The following is a 20,087-nucleotide window of genomic DNA, read 5'->3' as shown; positions in this document are numbered from 1 at the left end:
TGCGGATTCCAGGTCATAATGTATTTATTTCATGTATCTTACAGCATGATGCGAAATGACCAGGCAACACTTCCTCTAGTGACTGCGGGTTCATACATTTTTCTTCTGCATAAGGACAGCGGGATGCAAACCGGCATCCTGGCTTGGGATTAATTGGTGACGTGATCTCTCCCTTCAGAAGGATTCTGTTCATCGGTTTATGTATGTCCGCCGAAGGGACTGCGGACAGAAGCGCTTTGGTATAAGGATGCAGTGTTGTCGTAAATAAATCCTCACTCGGACAAGTTTCCACCAGCTGTCCTAAATACATGACACATATGTTATCGGAAATATGTCTGACTACCGAAAGATTATGTGTGATAAACATCAATGTTAAACCGAACTCATCCTGCAGATCCATTAACAGATTCAATACCTGAGCCTGGATAGAAACATCCAGTGCGGAAACAGGCTCATCACAAACAATAAATTCCGGATTCAGTGCCAAAGCCCGCGCGATGCCAATCCTTTGACGCCGCCCTCCGTCAAGTTCATGCGGATAAGCATTTCTCAGCCGTTTTTCCACACCCACACGATCCATAAGTTTAGTGACCTGTTCTTCCAGTTCCGCTTTGCTCTTATATCTTCGGGACACCAGTAAAGGTTCTTTTATCAGATCCTCCACCATCATACGGGGATTCAAAGAGGAATAAGGATCCTGGAAAATAATCTGCATTTTTTCCCGTGTTTTGGCAAGTTTTTTCCCTTTTAAAAACGTGATATCCTCACCATTCAAGAAGATTTTGCCATCCGTACTCTCCTGCAGATGAATAATCGTACGTCCCAATGTAGATTTTCCGCAGCCTGATTCTCCCACAACACCCATGGTTTTTCCTTTTTCAATGGAAAAAGAAACATCATCAACCGCATGCAGCACACCTTTATTGGATGAAAAATACTTTTTTAAGTGCTGTATTTCAATTACCGGATTCATACGGCACCTCCTCTTTTTTTATTCTGCTGCAGCAGCAAAAATGTCCGGGAGTTATTTCCACCAGCGGAATATTTTCACATCCGCATTCTTCTGCCGCATACGGGCATCTGGGTTTAAAACTGCATCCCTTCGGCAAATCGGATGGATCTGGAGGAAGTCCTTCAATCGGATAAAGCCGTTTAGCTCCTTTTGACATCTCCGGCAGGGCTGCAAATAAACCGATTGTATACGGATGCATCGGATGATCGAAAATATCTTCCCGCGTACCGCTTTCTATAATTTCTCCGGCATAAACGACGCAGACTCTGTCACACATTTCAGCTACAACACCCAAATCATGGGTTATTAATATCAGAGAAGTACCCAGTTTTTCCTTCAGCTGATTTATCATATCCAATACCTGTGCCTGCACTGTTACATCCAATGCGGTAGTCGGCTCATCAGCCAGCAGCAGCTCCGGATTACATGCCAGAGCAATCGCTATAATAACACGCTGTTTCATGCCCCCGGAAAACTGAAATGGATATTCACCATATCGTTCAGCAGGTATTCCGACCATCTCCAGCATATCCATTGTGCGTTTCTGCGCTTCTGCGTTAGAAATTTTATTATGCGTTAAAATAACTTCCGCAATCTGATCTCCAATCCTGATAGTAGGATTCAAAACAGTCATTGGATCCTGAAAAATCATGGATATTTTGGATCCACGTATCTTCTGCATTTCTTTTTCTGATAATTTCAGAAGATTCGTTCCCTCCAGATAAATTTCCCCATCACATATTTTAGATGACATATCCGGTAAAATCTGAAGAATTGTTTTTGCAATTGTAGTTTTTCCAGCACCGGTTTCTCCTACCAGTCCCAAAGTCTGTCCCTTTTCCAAATCAAATGAAACATTATTTACCGCATAAATAATTTTATCATCCGAGGTATACTGGACAGCCAGATTTTTTACAGATAAAAAACTCTTTTCTTCCACTTTTCTGCCTCCCTTTGACACATTAATGTTTCATCTTCGGATCAAGGGCATCTCGAAGCCCGTCGCCGAATAAATTGACGGCAAATACGGTAACCATAATAACCAATCCGGGGAAAATGATTAAGTGAGGATACTGACGTATATAATTCCGTCCTGCTGACAGCATTGCACCCCATTCAGGCGTCGGAGGCTGGACACCTAAACCAATGAAGCTCAAGCCGGCAGCTCCCATTATCGTACCTCCGATACCCATAGTAAAATTGATAAGCAGAGGTGATATGGTATTCGGCATAAGATGCCGGAACATAATACGTATCGGCCCGCAGTTATAAGCCTGTGCAGCTTCTATGTATTCTTCCTGACGTGCACGCAATACATTGGCCCGAAGCAGTCGTATCTGAAATGGGATTCCACCTACCGACAGCGCAAGCACGGTATTAAAAAAAGTAGAACCCAAAGCACAGGATATAATAATGGACAGCAGCTGCCCGGGTATTGCCGCGACCAGATCGCAGAGCCTCATGATCACGGAATCTGTTCTTCCGCTGAAATACCCGGCTACGCAGCCGCCGATAGTACCGCCCACGATTCCCACTATGGAACCGGCAAACCCCATGGCCAGGGAATATCTGCCGCCGTAAATCAGTCTGCTCATACAGTCCCTGCCCAGCGCATCGGTCCCAAATGGATGCTTCAATGTAGGAAAAGAATTAATACTTGTCAAATCCAGATCGTTAGGTCCATAAGGAGCAAAAACAGGTGCAAACACACAGATTATTACAATGGCTCCAAACAGAATGGCTCCAAACATTGCAGATTTATTTTTACTTAAACGCCGCATCGTCTGGCGGACCGCTGTATCTTTCCTGCTTTTTGAAATATCTTTTTTTAATTGCATTACTGCAGGCTTATCCATTTTTTCTCCTCCTCAATACTTTTCCGCCGCCGGAAGAATATTGCGCTTTAATGCGCGGGTCAATTGCCGCATAGGTAAGATCTGTCAGCAGCATTGCGATGGATGTAAGTGCTGCCAATAATATGGTAACAGCCTGAATAACCGGATAATCACGGTTTGTCATCGCAGTAAGCATATACTTACCTATTCCCGGGATTGAAAATGTCTGCTCTGTAATAGCCGAACCCGCGATGCAGCTGCCAAGACTTCCCCCTACCATGGTTATTACAGGAAGAAGTGCATTGGGAAGTATATGTTTCACAGTAACCTTCTCTCTTGACAGGCCTTTGGCACGTGCCATGGTAATATAATCTGCACGCACGACCTCTAATACCGCCGATCTGGTTTGCCGCGCATTTTGTGCCATGGTCCCGAGTGCCATACCAACACATGGCAGGATATAATATTCCCAGCCGCCTATACCGTAGGCAGGCAGCCAATTCAGCTTTAAGGAAAACAGAATAACCAGTTCCAGAGACAGCCAGAAACCGGGAATTGATACCGCCAGCATGGAAAATATCATAATAGCCCGATCCTGCCATCTGTTCTGCCTGAGTGCAGCAAATACCCCCAGCGGGACACCTACGATAATTCCAAATATCATCTGTGAAAAGCTTACGATTAAGGTACAGGGTAAACGAATCAGCAATTGTTCAAAAACCGGTGTTTCATAGGTCCATGATACTCCAAAATCCAATTTAAATATTGAAAGCATAAATTTAGCAAGACGAATGAAATACGGGTCATTTAATCCCAATTGCTGCCGTTTTGCCTGAATCTCTGCATATGTCGCATTTGTACCCAGCATTATTGTAGCGGGATCGCCAGGAACGAAGTACATGATCGTAAAAATCACCCAGGCTGCAGCAATAATGACAAATACTGTCATTAAAAGACGTTTCAGAATATATTTATACATAACTGTGCCTCTTTCGTTCTGCAGGTTCAGATGCAGCTGCGTCATACTTTTTGTTATATGACGCAGCCTCATCTGTAAATAAGGTTAATTAAATATGGTTGCCTGTGCTATTAAGTTATTCTGAATATTGTAAACTGCTGAATATTTATTGTTCATAACTGCGCAGGAGTATCCATTATATAATCCCATCATATAGGCATTGTCTGTTGCATATTTATGGAATGCATCCAGATTTTCCGGTGTATGGCCATCCAGCGTTTTGCAGGTATATAATAATTCCACTAATTTATCATCATCAATAAAGTTATACGATTTTCCCCAGCTCCAGTTAGCGGGATCACAGATATGCGCCCAGTTATTAACGATGTAATCTTCAGAACCGAAACAGCATACCAGCAGATCCCAGGATTTACTGTCAGCAACATAATCAGCAAGCATTGTGGATTCATAAGGTTCAATATTCACATTAATTCCCAGCTGATTTAAGAAAGCCTGTACCAGGGTGGAAATATTTGTATAGAGATCTCCTGATTCACAGTATAATGTCAATGTGAGCTTACCGTCGGCATAGCCAGCCTCTTCCAGTTTCTTTTTGGCTGTTTCAAGATTATAATTGTAGTAATTATCTTCCTCATTCCAGGCAGTATTATAATCCTGAAGCGTTGCGTTGGAACCATCATGTGTTACGATCCCCATACCATTAGCAACCCCATTGACAATAGACTGCGCGTCAATCGCATAATATATAGCTTCCCTCAGTACCGGATCAGAACAAACACTGTTTTCACTGCAGTTGCAAAGCAGATAATTGGTCAATCCTGCCGGCAGAATATCCACATTATAATTGGCAGCATACTCTCCGCCTTCCTCGAAAAAGGACAGATCCTCATTTGTTATTGCATTTGAAAAATCGATGTCTCCGTTCTCCAGCCCTATAGTCAGCTGTGCGCTTTCTGAAATAACTTTATAATTTACTGTTTCAACAGAACATTCCATGCTGGGAGATAATATCTGTTCCGGTTTTGCCCAGAAATCATCCCTTACAGTGAGTGTTGTTATTGAATCCGCAACCCATTTATCCAGTACATAAGCACCTGTACCAACCGGTGTATTGACCATATTATCGCTGCTTGCTTCATAAGAAGCCCGGGTAACTATGCTGATCTGGCCTACTACAGACTCTAAATCACCAATATACGGTTCATGGGAAAAAGTAAATTCTACCGTATAATCATCCAGTGCTGTCACGGTTTCAATAATATCTATCCCATGTGCATTTCCGGATGCAATCCCCTGTTCATAGGAAAACACAACATCTTCCGCCGTCAGAGGATTTCCCAGGGAATCCGTAATATTATCCCATATATGAAAATCATATGTAGTATCATCTACAGCTTCATACTCATAAGCCAGCACAGGTTCCATTTCCATTGTCATCAATGTCTGATAAAGCATTCCTCCCATGGAGCCCGATGTTGCAGCATTCATTCCATTACTCCAGGGATTCCAGGATGTTACGGAACTTCCCACACCTATATTGAGTACAGAACCTTCAACTGTTTCCTGATAATAACTTCCGGATTCATCTGCAACTGCAGTCGCAGCAGGTGATTCTGAGACAGGTTCCGCCGTTTCCGAAGCCGTCGCTGTAATTTCTTCACCAGCAGGTTCCGCACCTGCCGGTTCCGTATTTCCGGCTCCTGCGCCGCACCCACTTAATAAAAGGGCAAATGCAAGGGACAGGGACAATACTACGTTCTTTTTCATATTCGCTTTCTCCTTTATCTTTTTATGCATTTCTGCATTTCATACATAATAAATAAATATTTTTTCAATCCATCTTTGTATGTCATAAAAAAGATACAATGACTTTTCAAAAAACATTTTAATTATGTACAATTTATTTACACTCTTACCATAGCAAATCTACTTCCCTATATGCAATTCACATTCAAAATGAAGCTATTCATAAATTGCATAAGATAACAGACTAAATCAGAAATAAAAACAATAAAAAAGATGCATCTGATAACCCATTGCTGTTATCGGATGCATCTTTACGATATCTTTTTATTTAGTTAGTTTCTGCAGTATCCCAAGAAACTTTTTAGCTGCAGTGCCCGGTTTATCATTAGGCCTGTATGCCGCAGAAACCGAGGCTCTTATTTGCGGTTCAATCTCCACTAAAGCAACTCTGTTCTGAGCATCAACAAACTGACAGGGGAGCTTCATCAAAAGGGCAACTCCCATCTGCTTGGAAACAAGATCAATTGCCGTTTCCGTCCCTCTGCTGGTAAAAGAAACCTTTGGTTCAAATCCTGCCTCCCTGCATGACTGCACACATAATTTGTATAACTCAGAATCTTTCACGGGCAATAGCATTTTTTCATTTTTCAGCTGCTCCAAATGGATTTTTTCTTCATTAGCCAAAGGATGTTTCTTAGGCAGCACGGCAACAAGGCAATCCATTTTTATAGGTATGCGCACGAATTCATCCTCTGCCCTGCTGATTTCCCTCATAAAAACAAAATCACACCTGTTCTCCTCCAATGCCAGAATCATTTCATGGTGTTTCATTTCCGTTATAATTAAGGATATATCCGGATATGTCCTTCGGAATTTTTGAAATATATTGGTAATTCCGTAAGGCGCCATCATAGGAACTGTTCCAATATTCAATGTATACTGATCTTCCGTTTTAAGATTCTGAAACATATTTGTATATTCCTGCTCAATTGATAAAATCTGCTTCGCATAAGGCAGGAAAAGTTTTCCGGCCTGATTGAGTTCCACTTTGCGTGAATTCCGATTAAAAAGCGGAAATCCCAAATCATCTTCTATTTTTTTAATATGTCTTGAAAGCGTTGGCTGTGATATATACAGACTGTCTGCTGCCGTCATATAATTTCCGACTTCCGCAAGTATAACAAACTCCTGAATTAAGCTAATCTCCATAAGTTCCCCCTTCCCTGCTATCCCCTTTCAATATAATTTGAGTCATATATAAAAGTCAACCGGAACAAATCTTTATTGTATGCATTTATTGAATCGCTCCATACCCAATTAGAATTGTTCCCGTATAAATCTTTGTGTTAATATCAAATTGTCACAACAAACACAAATTTCATGATTTCAACTCAAAGGAGGCATATTATGCCAACAACTACTACCGCATCCTCTGCTCCTCAAAGTACGGACGGACAAGGCCATCCTGTTTTCATGCAGCCCTGCACTGCCGTTAAACTTTCCGATAATGGAGATATTCTCTTTAAAATGAAAGCAAATGAAGATGCTTCCGTTACTGTCTCTATCGGAAATAACCATAATTCACAAATAACCATACCCATGCAGAATTTACATAACGGTATTTTTGAAGCTTCTTTTTCTGGCTGTACATTGACAGGCCCCCAAAAACTCGTCTTTCGTGTCAACGGCCAGGAAACACTCAATCCGTTTGCTCCATTATGGTTTCATGCCAATTCCCTGTCAAACTATATCGAACTGCCGGATCCTGAAACAGACACACTCATTGCCCCCCGTAAAGATATCCCGCACGGAGCCGTAACCCATGAATTTTATTATTCCCGGACTTATCAGGAATTTATGAGCAGTACGGTTTATACCCCGCCCGGATTTAAGAATGGGAAAGAATATCCTGTACTGTATTTGTTCCATGAAGTAGCAGAAAACAAAACAGCCTGGACCGACGCTTCTCGCATGAACTATTTGCTGGATAATTTAATAGCCGATGGTAAATGCGAACCTCTTATTGTAGTGGAAAACGACTGTACGGTAATGCTGGACTATCACGACAGGCCCGACTGGTTTGAAAATTATTCCCAGCTGGAGCACTTCCTGATTCAGGACTGCGTTCCTTTTATAGAAGATAAATATCATACAAAAACCGGAAAATGGTCCAGAGCCATTGCAGGCATCGGCCTCGGCGCAGTGCAGGCTGGATATATCGGAATGCGAAATACGGATATTTTCGGTAATATCGGCCTTTTCACCGCATTCTGGATATCTGCCGCATTTCATGCAGAAGGAAAGGAAGATCCATTTTATACCGCCGCAGAATACATCGGCAGACATCCGGAAGTTATAAAAGTCTTCTTCCGTTCAGAAGGGGATTTAGATATCCATTTTAAAGGGATAGAAGCTGAAAATAACCTTCTTTCAGAATTAGGCATAGATAAAATACCAGGCTATTTATTTAAAGTCTATCATCAAACACACAATTGGGGCAGCTACAGACGTTCCCTACGGGATTTCGTCCCCCTGCTTTTCCACGAATAATACCCATAATAAAAATACAAGGAGATATGGAATATGGCAGTTTATCAATCCGGGCATATCGTAAGTATCACATCCGTTTCGGAATCCTTTCCTCACGGACAATACCTCTCTTATGCCGTCATAGAATACGACAGAAATATCGCATGCAAAACACTCGTCCCCGAACTTTTTTATGTGGCCCACAGAACCATTACTGCTGTTTATACAAATACAGAACCGAAGAAAACAGACCACAGTATAGACGGTCCGTTTGTCATTCTCGAACTGTCCCTTCAGGATGCGGACGCTCCCATGCTGTTTGACGAGAATGAAGAAGGGCGTGTTCCGCGTAATTCCCCTCCTCCGATTGCTGCCGGCATGCCGTCTGCTGCACCGGATAGCTACGCTGTATGCGCTGAAAACCGTCTTGAAATTACTCAGTGCGGAAAAATAACGGCCTGCGACGGTACTATTCTGCCTCCTGTAAGAGAACGGATTGCCACCTGTAAATCACATAATCTCATTGCGGATGATTTTATGCAATTCACCTTTGAAGATATTTCTTATAATTTATTTGTTCCAGCGGAATATTCCGAAGTTAAAACGTATCCTATGGTCCTTTTTATCCCTGATGCTTCTGTTCTGGGCACAGATCCGCTCCTCGCCCTTTACCAGGGAAATGGAGCTCTTTCCTTTGCCTCGGCAAGAGATCAGGCTCTTCACGCCAGTTTCGTCCTTGCGCCTGTTTTTCCGTCTTCCTACAAGCTCAAAAGCGATGACGGGCTTCAAAAAGCCACAAAACTTATTGATAAACTTATCCGTTTGATAGATTATATTTCCGGACAATATACCATCGATCAGAAAAGAATTTACGCCACCGGACAATCTTTTGGCTGTATCGCCTTATGTGCGCTGAATATTTGTTATCCGAAACGCATTGCCGCATCCATTCTTGTTGCCGGCCAATGGGATGCTCTGGAAATGTCCTCTCTTTCCAATAAAGAACTCTGGTTCATAACCTCTGATGGTGATGCACGCGCTTATCCAAGCATGAATGCCATCATATCGGAAATGGAAAAAAGGGGAGCTTCTGTGAACCGTAATATATGGAATGCCAAAGACTCCTCTGAAAAGCTTTCCTCTTACGCGAAAGCTGCAGCGGAGGATAGCTGTAATATTCATTATACCATATTTGAAAACAATTCAGTAGTACCGGATAAGGAAGAGATTAATCCCATTTCTAACCATGTAAATACCTGGCCTGCGGCTTATGCCATAGATGAAATCAGAGATTGGCTATTCACCATAACTTTATAAACACTTATGAGTAATATGCGGAAAGGAAAAGATTACTTAATGAATGATTTTACAGAATTATTAAAAAATCAGGTCTTTAACGAAGATGCTAACGGCTTCGAACCCAGAGCAATGGAAAAATTATCCATTAATGGTTCAGCTTCCCAGAAAATAAAGACAGGGGCTGTAGTCCAGACAAACGGAGACATCCTTTTTCGGCTATATGCCCCGGAAGCAGCTGATGTCCGAATCGATTTTTCGGGAACTCATATACGTACCCAAAAAGGACAGATAATTACAATGGAAAAAAAGGAAGATGGATTCTGGGAATACACCCTTCCTTACAGTTCCCGCGATGTAGGTCCGCGTGACTTTATTTTTCTTATTGACGGTGCTGCTGTACTGAGCCCTTATCTGCCTGTCTACCAGCGTTCCCACCGTCTGAATAATTACATTGAAATTCCGGATCCCGATTTTACCCTTCACCACATAAATAATGTTCCTCATGGTTCTGTCGTTTACCGCACCTACTGGTCTGAAGTTTATCAGGAATGGAAACGCTGCCTCATATATCTCCCCGCCGAATATAACCATGAACCGGCCAAAAAATATCCTCTTGTATTCCTGAATAATGGAGGAAGCGAGAACGAAACCACCTGGTTCAGCGCCAGTAAGATTCATTATATTCTGGATAATTTAATTGCCGAAAAAAAAGCGGTACCCATGATAGTTGCCATGACTAATACGATGGCTTTTCGCGAAGAAGACAAAGAACAGGAGCTTTTGTGGGGATGGCGCGATATGATTATTAACGATACCATCCCTTTCCTCGAAAATGAATATCGCCTGTACACAGATAAATGGAACAGAGCTATCTGCGGAAATTCTTTCGGCGGGGTAGCCGCAGGCCTGATGGGCTGGAGCCATCCTGAACTGTTTGGAAATATTGGTTTTTTCGCCGCACCTGTCCGCTATGAAAACATATGGAAAAAATATGAAGAAAATACACACATGCACTGGATGGTGGAAAACGGAGATAAAGTGGGAGAGCAATATAAGGTCCTTTTTTTCTCCCGCGGTGAGGCCGAATATCTAACCAACAAAAATCTTCAGATGGATGATGACTGGCTTTCCCGTAATGGAATCCTTCGGCAGGACTGTACACATATGCGTCTATACGCTGAAGATTTCACACATGATCATTCCACTTTTCGCCGTGGCTTCGCAGATTTCTGCAAACTCCTGTTTAAAGATGAAGAGCGCCATTTAGGGCAGCATGACCCCAGATCACATAAAACGGCCACTTAATATTTTGAATAATCAGGGTTACAATCCGGATTTAACAGGAGGTTCTTCATGGAAAAAACAAAAAGTCAAAAGATTGGAATTGATTTGACAGAAGGCTCTATTTTAAAAGCGCTTCTTCTTTTTGCATTTCCTATCGTATTGACCAACCTTGTTCAACAATTATACTCTACTGTAGATTTAATTATCATTGGTCAGTTTGCGGGAAATACCGGAACGGTTGGCGTTTCAACCGGCGGCGAACTTATTGACTTAATGACTCCCATAGCCTCTTCTTTTGCGATTGCAGGACAGATATACATAGCCCAACTGTATGGGGCAAAGGATCATCAGAATCTGAAAAATGCGATAGGCACTCTTCTCACACTTCTTCTGTGTCTGTCTGCTTTTTTTACAGTTATCATTCTGGTATTTTACCGGCAGTTCCTCAGTTTGCTGAACTGCCCATCTGAAGCTTTTTCCGAAGCTTCGAAATATATGCTGATTACCGCTGCAGGAATACCATTTGTATTCGCTTATAATGGAATTTGTTCCATCCTTCGCGGATTCGGGGAATCAAAGCGGCCTCTTCTTTTTATTGTAGTGGCAGCAACCATAAATATTTTTCTTGATTTACTCCTGGTCGTCTGTTTTCATATGGGGGCTTCCGGAACTGCTGTCGCAACCGTTGCGTCGCAGATAGGTGCTTCTGCTGCTGCCTTTATTTACATGTACAGACATCGGCATCATTTTGAATTTAAGCTGGATATAAAAACTTTCCGAATAAAAAAACAGGCTCTAAAGGTAATTCTGTCCCTTGGCATTCCTCAATTAGTAAGAGTATTTTCCGTTCAGTTCTCCATGCTATGGGTAAAATCGAACATTAATGCATATGGCATGCTGGCCTCCACAACATACAGTGTCGGCAATAAAGTGGAAAAATTTATGAATGTTTTTGTACAGGGAATAGACGGTGCAGCCGGCGCTATGATCGGACAGAACCTTGGCGCCAGAAAACACCAGAGAGTCGTACGTATTGTAAAAACCACTCTTATATGTTCTTTAAGTATTGCATGTATTATTTCGTGTCTGTTTCTTTTTATACCAAAATCATTATATGGTATTTTTACAACGGATCCCGGTGTTATTGAATACGGAGTCGTATTTCTTCGGATTATGTCCATTGCCTGTATCATATCCGCAGTTTCCATCAGTTTTAAAGCGGTTGCTACAGGTTCCGGTGCCGCCGGATTATGTCTGGTTATCGGTGTCATGGATGGTATCTGCCGAATTCTGATATGTATGTTTTTCTCATTTTTCTTCCATTCAGGTGCAACGGATTTCTTCTGGGGAGCCGCCTTCTGTCAGCTGATACCGGGATTAATAGGATTATTCTATTTTGCAGGAGGAAAATGGAAAACAAAAAAACTGTTATCAGAAGGATAGTGTTTCCTCTCTCTAAGTTCAAGCAGGAGACAGATGATTACCTCATCTGTCTCCTGCTAAATTTTCCTTTTCCGTATGCGTAATTAACCTTTAACCGCCCCAATCATAACACCTTTCACAAAATATTTCTGTACAAACGGATAAATACACAAAACAGGAACCGTTGTCAGTATAATTGTGGAATACTTAATAGATTCCGCAAACTGATTTACCTGATCGTTTTCCGCCGCAGCCGAATTAAGCACATTGGAATTTGCGATCAGGATTGCCCTCATGATGTTCTGAATCGGCAGCTTACTGTTATCCTGCAAATAGATAGACGCATTGAACCAGGAATTCCAGTGTCCCACGCCGTAATACAGCAGAAGAACCGCCAGTGTCGGCTTAATCAGCGGTGCCACAATCCGGAACAGAATTACCAGATCATTCGCCCCGTCTATATATGCCGATTCCATCAGGGAATCCGGCATACCTTCTATTGCCGTTTTGCATATGATCGAATTATAAACACTCACAGCCCCGGGCAGAATCAGTGCAAACAGGGAATTGTACAATCCCAGGCTCCGTATATTCAGATACGAAGGAATCATACCTCCCGAAAAAAACATCGTAAACAAAATCAGGAACTGGATTGCTGGCTTGAACATCACCTTCTTCGCTGCCATAAAATATCCTGTAAACAGCGTAAGCAGAATATTGAGCGGAAGGGATACGAACAGCACTATCAGAATATTCTTATATCCCGAAATCAGAAGAGGATGCGTCAGCGCCAGCTTATATGCTCCCAAAGTAAATTCATGGGGCCACAGTATCATCCCCGGATGGGAAATCAGATATGTATTGGATGTAAACGACGCACACAGCACATACCAGATAGGATACAGTGTCACAACGCACAGCAGTAACAGGATAACTACATTCACTCCGGAAAATATCCTGTCTCCCCGGGATTCCCTGCTCTTCAGCCGTTTGGAATTGTTTTTATTCATGTCATTATTTCCTCCCTATCAGAACAGGCTGGATTCCGTAGATCTCTTGCTTATGGCATTTGTCACCAGCAAAAAGACTACATTGACCAGCGTATTAAATAGACCGATGGCGGTTGATTTGGAATACATAGGCGTACCGCTGGTGGGAAAAGACAAACGATAAGTATAGGTAGAAATAACATCTGCCACATCATAAGTCGACGCATTATAAAGCAGAAGGATTTTCTCATAGCCTACATTCAAAATATTACCCATACGCAGGATAAAAAGGATCATAATGGTCGGCAGCAGACCGGGCAGAGTGATATGCAGCATCTGCCGGAACCGGTTGGCCCCGTCCACACGTGCCGCCTCATACTGTTCCTGGTCAATGGCAGACAGCGCCGCCAAATAAATGATGGAATCCCATCCTATCTTCTGCCAGATATCAGATACCACATAAATGGTCCGGAAATATCCCGGATTTACAAGATAGTTCTCCGCCGTTCCGCCTAAGCTGACTGCGATCTGTCCGAAAAGTCCGTCCTGCATACAGAAAATCTTCACCATCGCACAAAGAACCACCATGGAGATAAAATACGGCATATATGTAATTGTCTGTACCGTCCTCTTGAAAGTCCTGTTTCGAACCTCATTGATAAGGAGTGCCAGAAGGATCGGAGCAGGAAAACTGAAAACAATTGTCAGTCCGCTCAGCAGGAATGTATTCTTAATCACACGCGGGAAATAAGGATCTGTCACGAAATTTACAAACCACTTATACCACGGATCCGCCCAGGAGGAGCCCTGGATCCCCCGTGTAATTTTGTAATCCTTGAAAGCGATGATCAGGCCGTACATCGGTTTATAGCAAAACAGGGCCAGATAAACAAGGACAGGGATAATTATTACATACTTCCATTTATTCATGTTCCAGTCCCTGATCAGCCTTTTTTTGAGCGTACCGGCACCGCCTTTTACAGCATCTGTATTCATATCTTTCTCCTTTCAAAGCGCATAAAGCCGAACAGCAGTGGAAGACATGCGCCTTTCACTGCTGCCACGGACTCATAAGCTTTAGTTAACGCTCTACATACCGGTCATAGCAGGCCTGACGAATCTCAAGCACGCGGGACAAATGATAGGTCTCCAAATCAGCAAGATACTTTTCCCAAACGGCATCATCATTGATATCCTTGGATCCCGTAAGGAATTCCGCATACTTTTCTTCCACAAAGGTGGGGATATTCTGTGCTATTTCATCCAGCTCGTCCGCCTCTTCCGTGGTAAATGTAACCCCTATAGGCCATTTCCAGCCACTGGTAACCGCCAGATTCTTTTCCTCATCATCCGGATATACATAATACCATGTGTTGTTGGCTTCAATCGCCGCCTCGCTGTTCTTCAGATACAGCAGGTTCGTAGCCTGAATTCCGGGAGCCCCCCAGGTAAGGCCGTTATATTTCGTCATCGGGTCGGTGTCCTTGTCATCCGTAACAAGACTGGTAAAGGCCGGAACGCCCTGATCGTCATATTCCCAGGATACACCCTCCGTCCCGTAATTCCAGTACAGAGAACCTTCCTTGGTATAGGAATAATTCAGCATCTGAAGGCACAGCTTCATCGTCTCCTCATCAGCCGCAGTAGTGATAACCGCCGTATGCGTTCCAATACCAGGGCCTCCGAATATGGACGACAGCTCCCCGCTGTCCGATTTGGGATAAGGGATTCCAATCCATACCGCTTCCTTGCCGTCTGCCTCACGTTCCGAATTCCAGATATTCATCTGCCCCATGGACGTAATTGATATTCCGCATTTGTCATTGTGGATCTTATCTTTGATTGTGGTATCATCCTCCGTCAGAATATCCTGATCAATCAGCCCGTCTTTCCACAGCTTATTCTGCCAGATCATATAATCCCGCCATTCCTTCTCCGACTGTCCAAGGCCAACAACGCCGTCCTTTACGTACCAGCCGTTTCCTGCATCCGCATTCCCATACGCACCAAACGCACCGGCAATCCCCTGCGCTTTATATCTTACCGAATAGGATGAATTAAAGGTTGCGCCATATTTCTCATGGAACACACGAATCACAGTTTCAAACTCGGAAACAGTTTCAGGTATCTCCAGGCCGCATTCCTTCAGCCAGTCCTCACGGACCACAGGCCCCTGGTAGCTGTCATTCCAGCCTCCGTCCTCCCTGAAAAATCCGAACGCATAATACCGTCCGTCATCCGTTTTCATCGCCCGATCATAGGCCGGATCTGTCTGAAGCCAAGCGTAATAATCCGGAGCATATTCCTGAATATAATCTGTCAGATCCCAGATAATGCCGTCCTCTATATACTGATTGGCATTGTTCATCCAATAAACGTTCATAATATCCGGCAGATTGGTCGGATCTGCCAGCAGAGTCGTCGTAAACGTAGTTCCGTCGGAACCGGTTGTCGGAAACATCCATTCTATGTCCACTCCCAGCTTTTCTGCCAGCCCGATATGGAACGGTGACTCGGATGCATCGGCAAATTTTTCATGAGGCACTATATTGTCCTGTGCATACCAGCGCACCTTTTTATCGCTGTTCAGTGGGTAGGCAATGCTTCCCGCTTCCGCTGATACGGCTTCTTTCCCACCTTCAGACTCCCCCGAAGTTTCTCCCTGCGGCGCGGACGCTGCTCCGCTTTCTTTTTCCCCTGTACTGCTCCCGCAGCCCGCCTGGGACAGCAGCAAAACTGCCGACAGCCCCAATGCCAGGATTGATGTAACTCTTTTTTTCATGTAACCCTCTCCTTTTCAACTTTGTTTTATTAATTCAACGGAGTATCAAAAACCTGAGTACCGGCAGGCTTCCTGATTCCTCTGCTAAATTTCTTCATACCGCCATCAATTAAACTGTTCCTGCAGTATAGTTTTATACGTATTACGCATATTTTAAGCAAAAAAAATTTCCTTCGCTTTCTCAGGAGACAGTTCCAGTGCAGATGCCAGCTCCACCATTATATCCATTGCAGGTAACTGTTTCCCATTAAGCACCAGCAGGAGTTCCCTTTTATTTATCCTGCTTCTTTCAGAAAGCTCTTCTACGGATCGAATCCCTCTCCGTTCCATTTCTGATTTCAATATATTCAAATCGACCATATACTTCATTCGCATCTTTCCTTGCTTAAAATTATACTTAATAGGCATATTTATAATAACACTATATTCCATAAAATGTCAATCAGTCCTATACGATTATATCCTTTATTTTATTTGTATTTTTGTTCACCATATTTCCCTGTTTTGGACGATACTCTGTTTTGAACATTCATTGATTGATATACCATTTTATGATATATTTACTATGTATCCAATATTACATGACATATATGACAAATACTATTAAACAGGTGATAATTCATGAATCCGAACCCCTACGAAATCTTCCGGTCACGTATGAAAGAACGCAGAACAATATTAAATATAACCCTGACCGAGATAGCTGAAGCTTTAGACATCACGCAGCCGACAGTCCAGAGATATGAAAGCGGTGAAATCAAAAATATTCCCTATGATAAGCTGGTTATGCTTGCAGATCTTCTTCAATGTACGCCTCCTTATCTGCTGGGATGGGAGTCTGAAACGAATTCTCCTCCGGAAATTCCGGGAGAAGAAGAACGCATGCTCCATTATTTCAGGAAATTAAATGCTAAAGGGAAAAAAGAGGCTGTACGGCAAATAGAAAATTTAACTCTTATTTCTAAATATAGCGGCTCTTCAGAGAACTAAGAAAAGGGACAAAAAGACAGGGGCATCAATACCCATTGACCAAGGTATTGATGCCTCCTTTTCAGGACCGTACTATTTTATTTTAAGCCAAGATATTTGTCAATAGCCGGCCCTTAACAACATTCCGCTTATTTATCCGGCGATGCCACATATAAATTAAACATCCAGTCATGAGTACTCTTGAGCTCCGGATGACGCGTCTCCTCCAAAATTTTTTTATGCACGTTGAAATATACATCACGCCGTCCATCCCCCAGCAGCTTGCGGACTTTCTTTTGAAGCGGAATATCCTCGTCCAGCAAATCTGTAACAGCGCCCGAATATCTTGTATCCCGTCCCGCCCGCAGTTCTTTCATAACCGTATCAAAATCCTTCGCCCGCGTATAATTCCGCCCCAGATGATCCGTGGCCGCATCCAGGCTGTCACAGATCGTAATGATATCAATAAAGATTTTGATAGGGGATACTGTATTATCAAAATCGGCAGGATATCCCGATTTACCGTCAAAACTCTTCTGATGCCCAAGGGCAATATCCCGGAACCTGGAAAGCTGCGGCAGATTTTGCAGCATCTCTCCTCCTGTCTGCGGATGGAACCTGAGCACCTGAAATTCCAAATCACCGAGCCGATGACTCTGGGCATTAATAACACTGGAGCATAACAATTTTCCGATATCATGCAGCAACGCGCCCTGATACAGGAATAGCAGAAAATCCTCTTTCCTTTTCCGTACCTCTTCCACGCTGTGTGTTCCCAACTGCCCTATAAGAAGCTCCGGCTTATGCTCTATCATGCTCTCCAGTATATCCACAGCAAGATACCCTACCATATACGAATGGATTGCGGTCTGCACCTGACGGAACATCGTCAGCTTCAGAAGAGAATTCAGAAGCATTTCCTTATCCCTTGCATGAGGCAATGCCGTTTGGATATAACAATAGCTGCAGGTTCCGCAGACATAATCGACAAAGGTTGTATAAGCCCTGTCGAAAAAATATTCTGTAAATAGCCGCAGGGTCCTGTCAAAAAGCTCCTCGTCTGTTTTACCTCTGTGCGTAATATTCTCGACCGCCAGTTCTATTCCCTCCATCGCCTCAAGGGAATGCTGGCTGAAAGTACCGCCCTCTGTAAACAAAACAGAAATGAAGCTCTGGTCCATCAATTCATGCAGTCCATCCATAACTTCCTTATCTGAAATAAGCCCCGACAGTCTCATCGCCATATGATAAACAAGACCGGTTCTCACCCGATAGCACTCAGAGTGCCCCGTCTCCTTCTCACTAGTTTCCTGCCTTCTCCGTGCCGCCTCCAGAATCGCAGCGCATTGCTCCTGTGTACATTCTCCGGGAGACAGGCAAAGGGCACAAAAGCCCAGATAATAATCAAAGTCAGGCAAAATAAGATTAAATTCATATCCTTGATCAACAGCCACTACATAATCCAATGCCTTTTGACTGACTCTGTGGATTTCCACCATGTCCTCAATCAACGCAGGTGATATGTCTCCCAGCTTCAGACGATTTGACAGCCTGTCAAATTCCAAATCATAAATAGACAATCCCATACTCTGTTCTTCCGGTGTAAGTCTCAAAAATTCTCTCTCATATATTATACTTGCCCTGGCACAGTCCTCTTTCACCTGATCTTCCAAATGGATCCCATCCAGGAAATCGCAGCAGAAAGCCCTTGCAAGCAGGCATTTCATCACCGCCACATCATCTCCAAGTCCCTCATAGAATTCCAGCAGAGACTGCGCCAGCTCACAGGCCGTCCCCAAATCCTGAATACGGGTGATATAGCGGAACATAAAACTGATAAGAGGATCCGCCACCTGTCTTGTCCACCTTTCCTTACCCCTTGTAAAGCAGCGGACATGCCTGTCCAGCATCTCTTCATTCTTCCGATATGCTTCCCGTATCGCCGCAGAATTTTTCATATATTCTTCGATCCAATCCTCCGCGGACAAATCACTCTGGACCAGTTTATAGCTTGTATCGTTAAGCTTCCATATCTCCGTATTATAATCCGTAAAGAATTGTGTCCATTCTTCTCTGCTGTAAAAACCATGGGACTCTTCCTGCATGTAAAATGCCTCCCTCCAAAACCTCATACCTAACCTTATTCTATTATAGGCTCGTTAAAGATTTGGAACAAGCCCAACTTATCCTCACAAAACAAAAGGCTCTCAATCCCTTATCATCAGGATTGAAAGCCTTCTTACTCTTTGCAGCCAGGTAAAACAGTACAAAGAGTATTCAGTATAACACCAAATGCCGGCAACCGGACTTGAACCGGTACGAGATTGCTCCCGAGGGATTTTAAGTCCCTTGCGTCTGCCAATTCCGCCATGCCGGCGAAGCTTACGCCAGATAAAAAGATAAGCACCGTCATGCAGACAATGCCTCTTGTTTCTTCTTTTCACAATGGTAAAAAGAAAACGACCCAGATCGGACTCGAACCGACGACCTCCGCCGTGACAGGGCGGCGCTCTAACCAACTGAGCCACTGGGCCAAAAAACTATGTAACTAATGGACCTTCGGGGACTCGAACCCAGGACCGACCGGTTATGAGCCGGTTGCTCTAACCAACTGAGCTAAAGGTCCGTAATTTATTACGGAAAACATCCTGATATTCAGGATAAAGCCGATGATCGGACTCGAACCGATAACCTGCTGATTACAAATCAGCTGCTCTGCCAATTGAGCCACATCGGCATATAAATTACTCAGTAAATCTTTTAACAACTAAAAACGCATCGGTTACTATCACTGCTGCGTTTTGACTATTAATGACTCCGACGGGAATCGAACCCGTGTTACCGCCGTGAAAGGGCGATGTCTTAACCGCTTGACCACGGAGCCTCTTTTCTTTTCCAGGTTCCTTCCCCTGGCTCCACGCTTTCTCCAGCGCTCTTTCACTCCTCAGGACTCAGCCTTCACAGCTAACTCCCCGAGTAGGGCTCGAACCTACAACAACTCGGTTAACAGCCGAGTGCTCTACCATTGAGCTATCGAGGATTACTTCTTACCACTTCTCTTTAACCACTTATATGAACCCATACCCTCAAAACCGAACATTGAATTTAATCTTTTTTCAAACTTTCCAAAACTTACTTTCCCATACCTTCAGGATAAGCCCTCGACCGATTAGTACTGGTCAGCTACATACATTACTGCACTTCCACCTCCAGCCTATCTACCTCATACTCTCTAAGGGGT

At 43.4% G+C, this 20,087-nt stretch carries 16 protein-coding genes, 6 tRNA genes and 1 other annotated feature; of the genes, 5 read left to right on the top strand and 17 right to left on the bottom strand.

The features are described 5' to 3' along the window. Positions 1-13: 13 nt before the first annotated feature. The 6 genes from BLA28_RS23275 to BLA28_RS23250 form a co-directional block, all read right to left on the bottom strand. Complete coding sequence (locus BLA28_RS23275; protein ID WP_044970104.1) at positions 14-973, bottom strand: ABC transporter ATP-binding protein; 960 nt, start codon at positions 971-973, stop codon at positions 14-16. Continuing rightward, positions 957-1,952, bottom strand: a complete 996-nt coding sequence (locus BLA28_RS23270) for an ABC transporter ATP-binding protein (protein ID WP_069155344.1) — start codon at positions 1,950-1,952, stop codon at positions 957-959. The genes BLA28_RS23275 and BLA28_RS23270 overlap by 17 nt, the downstream gene beginning before the upstream one ends. Positions 1,953-1,974: 22 nt before the next feature. Continuing rightward, complete coding sequence (locus tag BLA28_RS23265; protein ID WP_242880535.1) at positions 1,975-2,868, bottom strand: ABC transporter permease; 894 nt, start codon at positions 2,866-2,868, stop codon at positions 1,975-1,977. Next, complete coding sequence (locus BLA28_RS23260) at positions 2,861-3,826, bottom strand: ABC transporter permease (protein ID WP_044970127.1); 966 nt, start codon at positions 3,824-3,826, stop codon at positions 2,861-2,863. The genes BLA28_RS23265 and BLA28_RS23260 overlap by 8 nt, the downstream gene beginning before the upstream one ends. An 84-nt stretch (positions 3,827-3,910) precedes the next feature. Continuing rightward, positions 3,911-5,593, bottom strand: coding sequence for an ABC transporter substrate-binding protein (locus BLA28_RS23255; protein WP_044970108.1), 1,683 nt, complete (start codon positions 5,591-5,593; stop codon positions 3,911-3,913). 303 nt (positions 5,594-5,896) lie between these two features. Next, entirely contained in the window at positions 5,897-6,781 is an 885-nt protein-coding gene (locus BLA28_RS23250; RefSeq protein ID WP_044970110.1) for a LysR family transcriptional regulator, read from the bottom strand. A 198-nt stretch (positions 6,782-6,979) separates the two neighbouring features. Between BLA28_RS23250 and BLA28_RS23245 the strand changes: the two genes are divergently transcribed. Genes BLA28_RS23245 through BLA28_RS23230 form a run of 4 tightly spaced genes read left to right on the top strand, consistent with a single transcriptional unit; the run spans position 6,980 to position 12,127 of the window. Further along, positions 6,980-8,122: an alpha/beta hydrolase-fold protein gene (locus BLA28_RS23245; RefSeq protein ID WP_069155343.1), complete on the top strand. Its 1,143-nt coding sequence runs from the start codon at positions 6,980-6,982 to the stop codon at positions 8,120-8,122. A gap of 33 nt (positions 8,123-8,155) precedes the next feature. Continuing rightward, positions 8,156-9,418 (top strand): hypothetical protein, encoded by a 1,263-nt coding sequence (locus BLA28_RS23240; protein ID WP_069155342.1) that lies wholly within the window; start codon positions 8,156-8,158, stop codon positions 9,416-9,418. Positions 9,419-9,457: 39 nt separating this feature from the next. Further along, positions 9,458-10,705: an alpha/beta hydrolase-fold protein gene (locus tag BLA28_RS23235; protein ID WP_050018796.1), complete on the top strand. Its 1,248-nt coding sequence runs from the start codon at positions 9,458-9,460 to the stop codon at positions 10,703-10,705. Between the two features lie 48 nt (positions 10,706-10,753). Next, on the top strand, positions 10,754-12,127 hold the full coding sequence (locus tag BLA28_RS23230; RefSeq protein WP_069155341.1) for an MATE family efflux transporter: 1,374 nt from the start codon (positions 10,754-10,756) through the stop codon (positions 12,125-12,127). Between the two features lie 83 nt (positions 12,128-12,210). On the opposite strand, the gene BLA28_RS23225 is transcribed toward BLA28_RS23230, so the two are convergent. From BLA28_RS23225 to BLA28_RS23210, 4 genes are all read right to left on the bottom strand, one after another. Further along, positions 12,211-13,116, bottom strand: a complete 906-nt coding sequence (locus BLA28_RS23225) for a carbohydrate ABC transporter permease (RefSeq protein ID WP_009254173.1) — start codon at positions 13,114-13,116, stop codon at positions 12,211-12,213. 18 nt (positions 13,117-13,134) lie between these two features. After that, positions 13,135-14,091 carry an ABC transporter permease gene (locus BLA28_RS23220; protein ID WP_044970116.1) on the bottom strand — a complete coding sequence of 319 codons (957 nt, stop codon included), beginning with the start codon at positions 14,089-14,091 and terminating at the stop codon, positions 13,135-13,137. Between the two features lie 85 nt (positions 14,092-14,176). Beyond that, entirely contained in the window at positions 14,177-15,877 is a 1,701-nt protein-coding gene (locus BLA28_RS23215; protein WP_069155340.1) for a type 2 periplasmic-binding domain-containing protein, read from the bottom strand. Between the two features lie 153 nt (positions 15,878-16,030). Continuing rightward, a complete protein-coding gene (locus tag BLA28_RS23210; RefSeq protein WP_025483023.1) occupies positions 16,031-16,246 on the bottom strand; it encodes a helix-turn-helix domain-containing protein in 216 nt (71 codons plus the stop codon). Positions 16,247-16,498: 252 nt separating this feature from the next. Here BLA28_RS23210 and BLA28_RS23205 point away from each other — a divergent pair, with 252 nt between their 5' ends. Continuing rightward, a complete protein-coding gene (locus BLA28_RS23205; RefSeq protein ID WP_009254177.1) occupies positions 16,499-16,867 on the top strand; it encodes a helix-turn-helix domain-containing protein in 369 nt (122 codons plus the stop codon). 128 nt (positions 16,868-16,995) lie between these two features. Here BLA28_RS23205 and BLA28_RS23200 read toward each other — a convergent pair whose 3' ends face one another. The 7 genes from BLA28_RS23200 to BLA28_RS23170 form a co-directional block, all read right to left on the bottom strand. Further along, a complete protein-coding gene (locus tag BLA28_RS23200) occupies positions 16,996-18,951 on the bottom strand; it encodes an HD-GYP domain-containing protein (RefSeq protein WP_069155339.1) in 1,956 nt (651 codons plus the stop codon). Between the two features lie 188 nt (positions 18,952-19,139). Further along, positions 19,140-19,223: transfer RNA gene (locus tag BLA28_RS23195), tRNA-Leu, on the bottom strand. An 83-nt stretch (positions 19,224-19,306) separates the two neighbouring features. Continuing rightward, positions 19,307-19,380, bottom strand: a tRNA-Asp gene (locus BLA28_RS23190). Between the two features lie 18 nt (positions 19,381-19,398). Next, positions 19,399-19,472: transfer RNA gene (locus BLA28_RS23185), tRNA-Ile, on the bottom strand. A gap of 38 nt (positions 19,473-19,510) precedes the next feature. Next, positions 19,511-19,583 (bottom strand) — tRNA-Thr (locus BLA28_RS23180). 75 nt (positions 19,584-19,658) lie between these two features. Beyond that, positions 19,659-19,730 (bottom strand) — tRNA-Glu (locus BLA28_RS23175). 84 nt (positions 19,731-19,814) lie between these two features. Next, a tRNA-Asn gene (locus BLA28_RS23170) sits at positions 19,815-19,886 on the bottom strand. 124 nt (positions 19,887-20,010) lie between these two features. Continuing rightward, positions 20,011-20,087, bottom strand: a sequence feature (23S ribosomal RNA rRNA prediction is too short).

Origin of the sequence: Eisenbergiella tayi, from assembly GCF_001881565.1 — a bacterium.
In the GTDB taxonomy this organism is placed as follows: Bacteria; Bacillota; Clostridia; order Lachnospirales; family Lachnospiraceae; genus Eisenbergiella; species Eisenbergiella tayi.
This window is presented reverse-complemented; position numbering and strand designations above follow the sequence as displayed.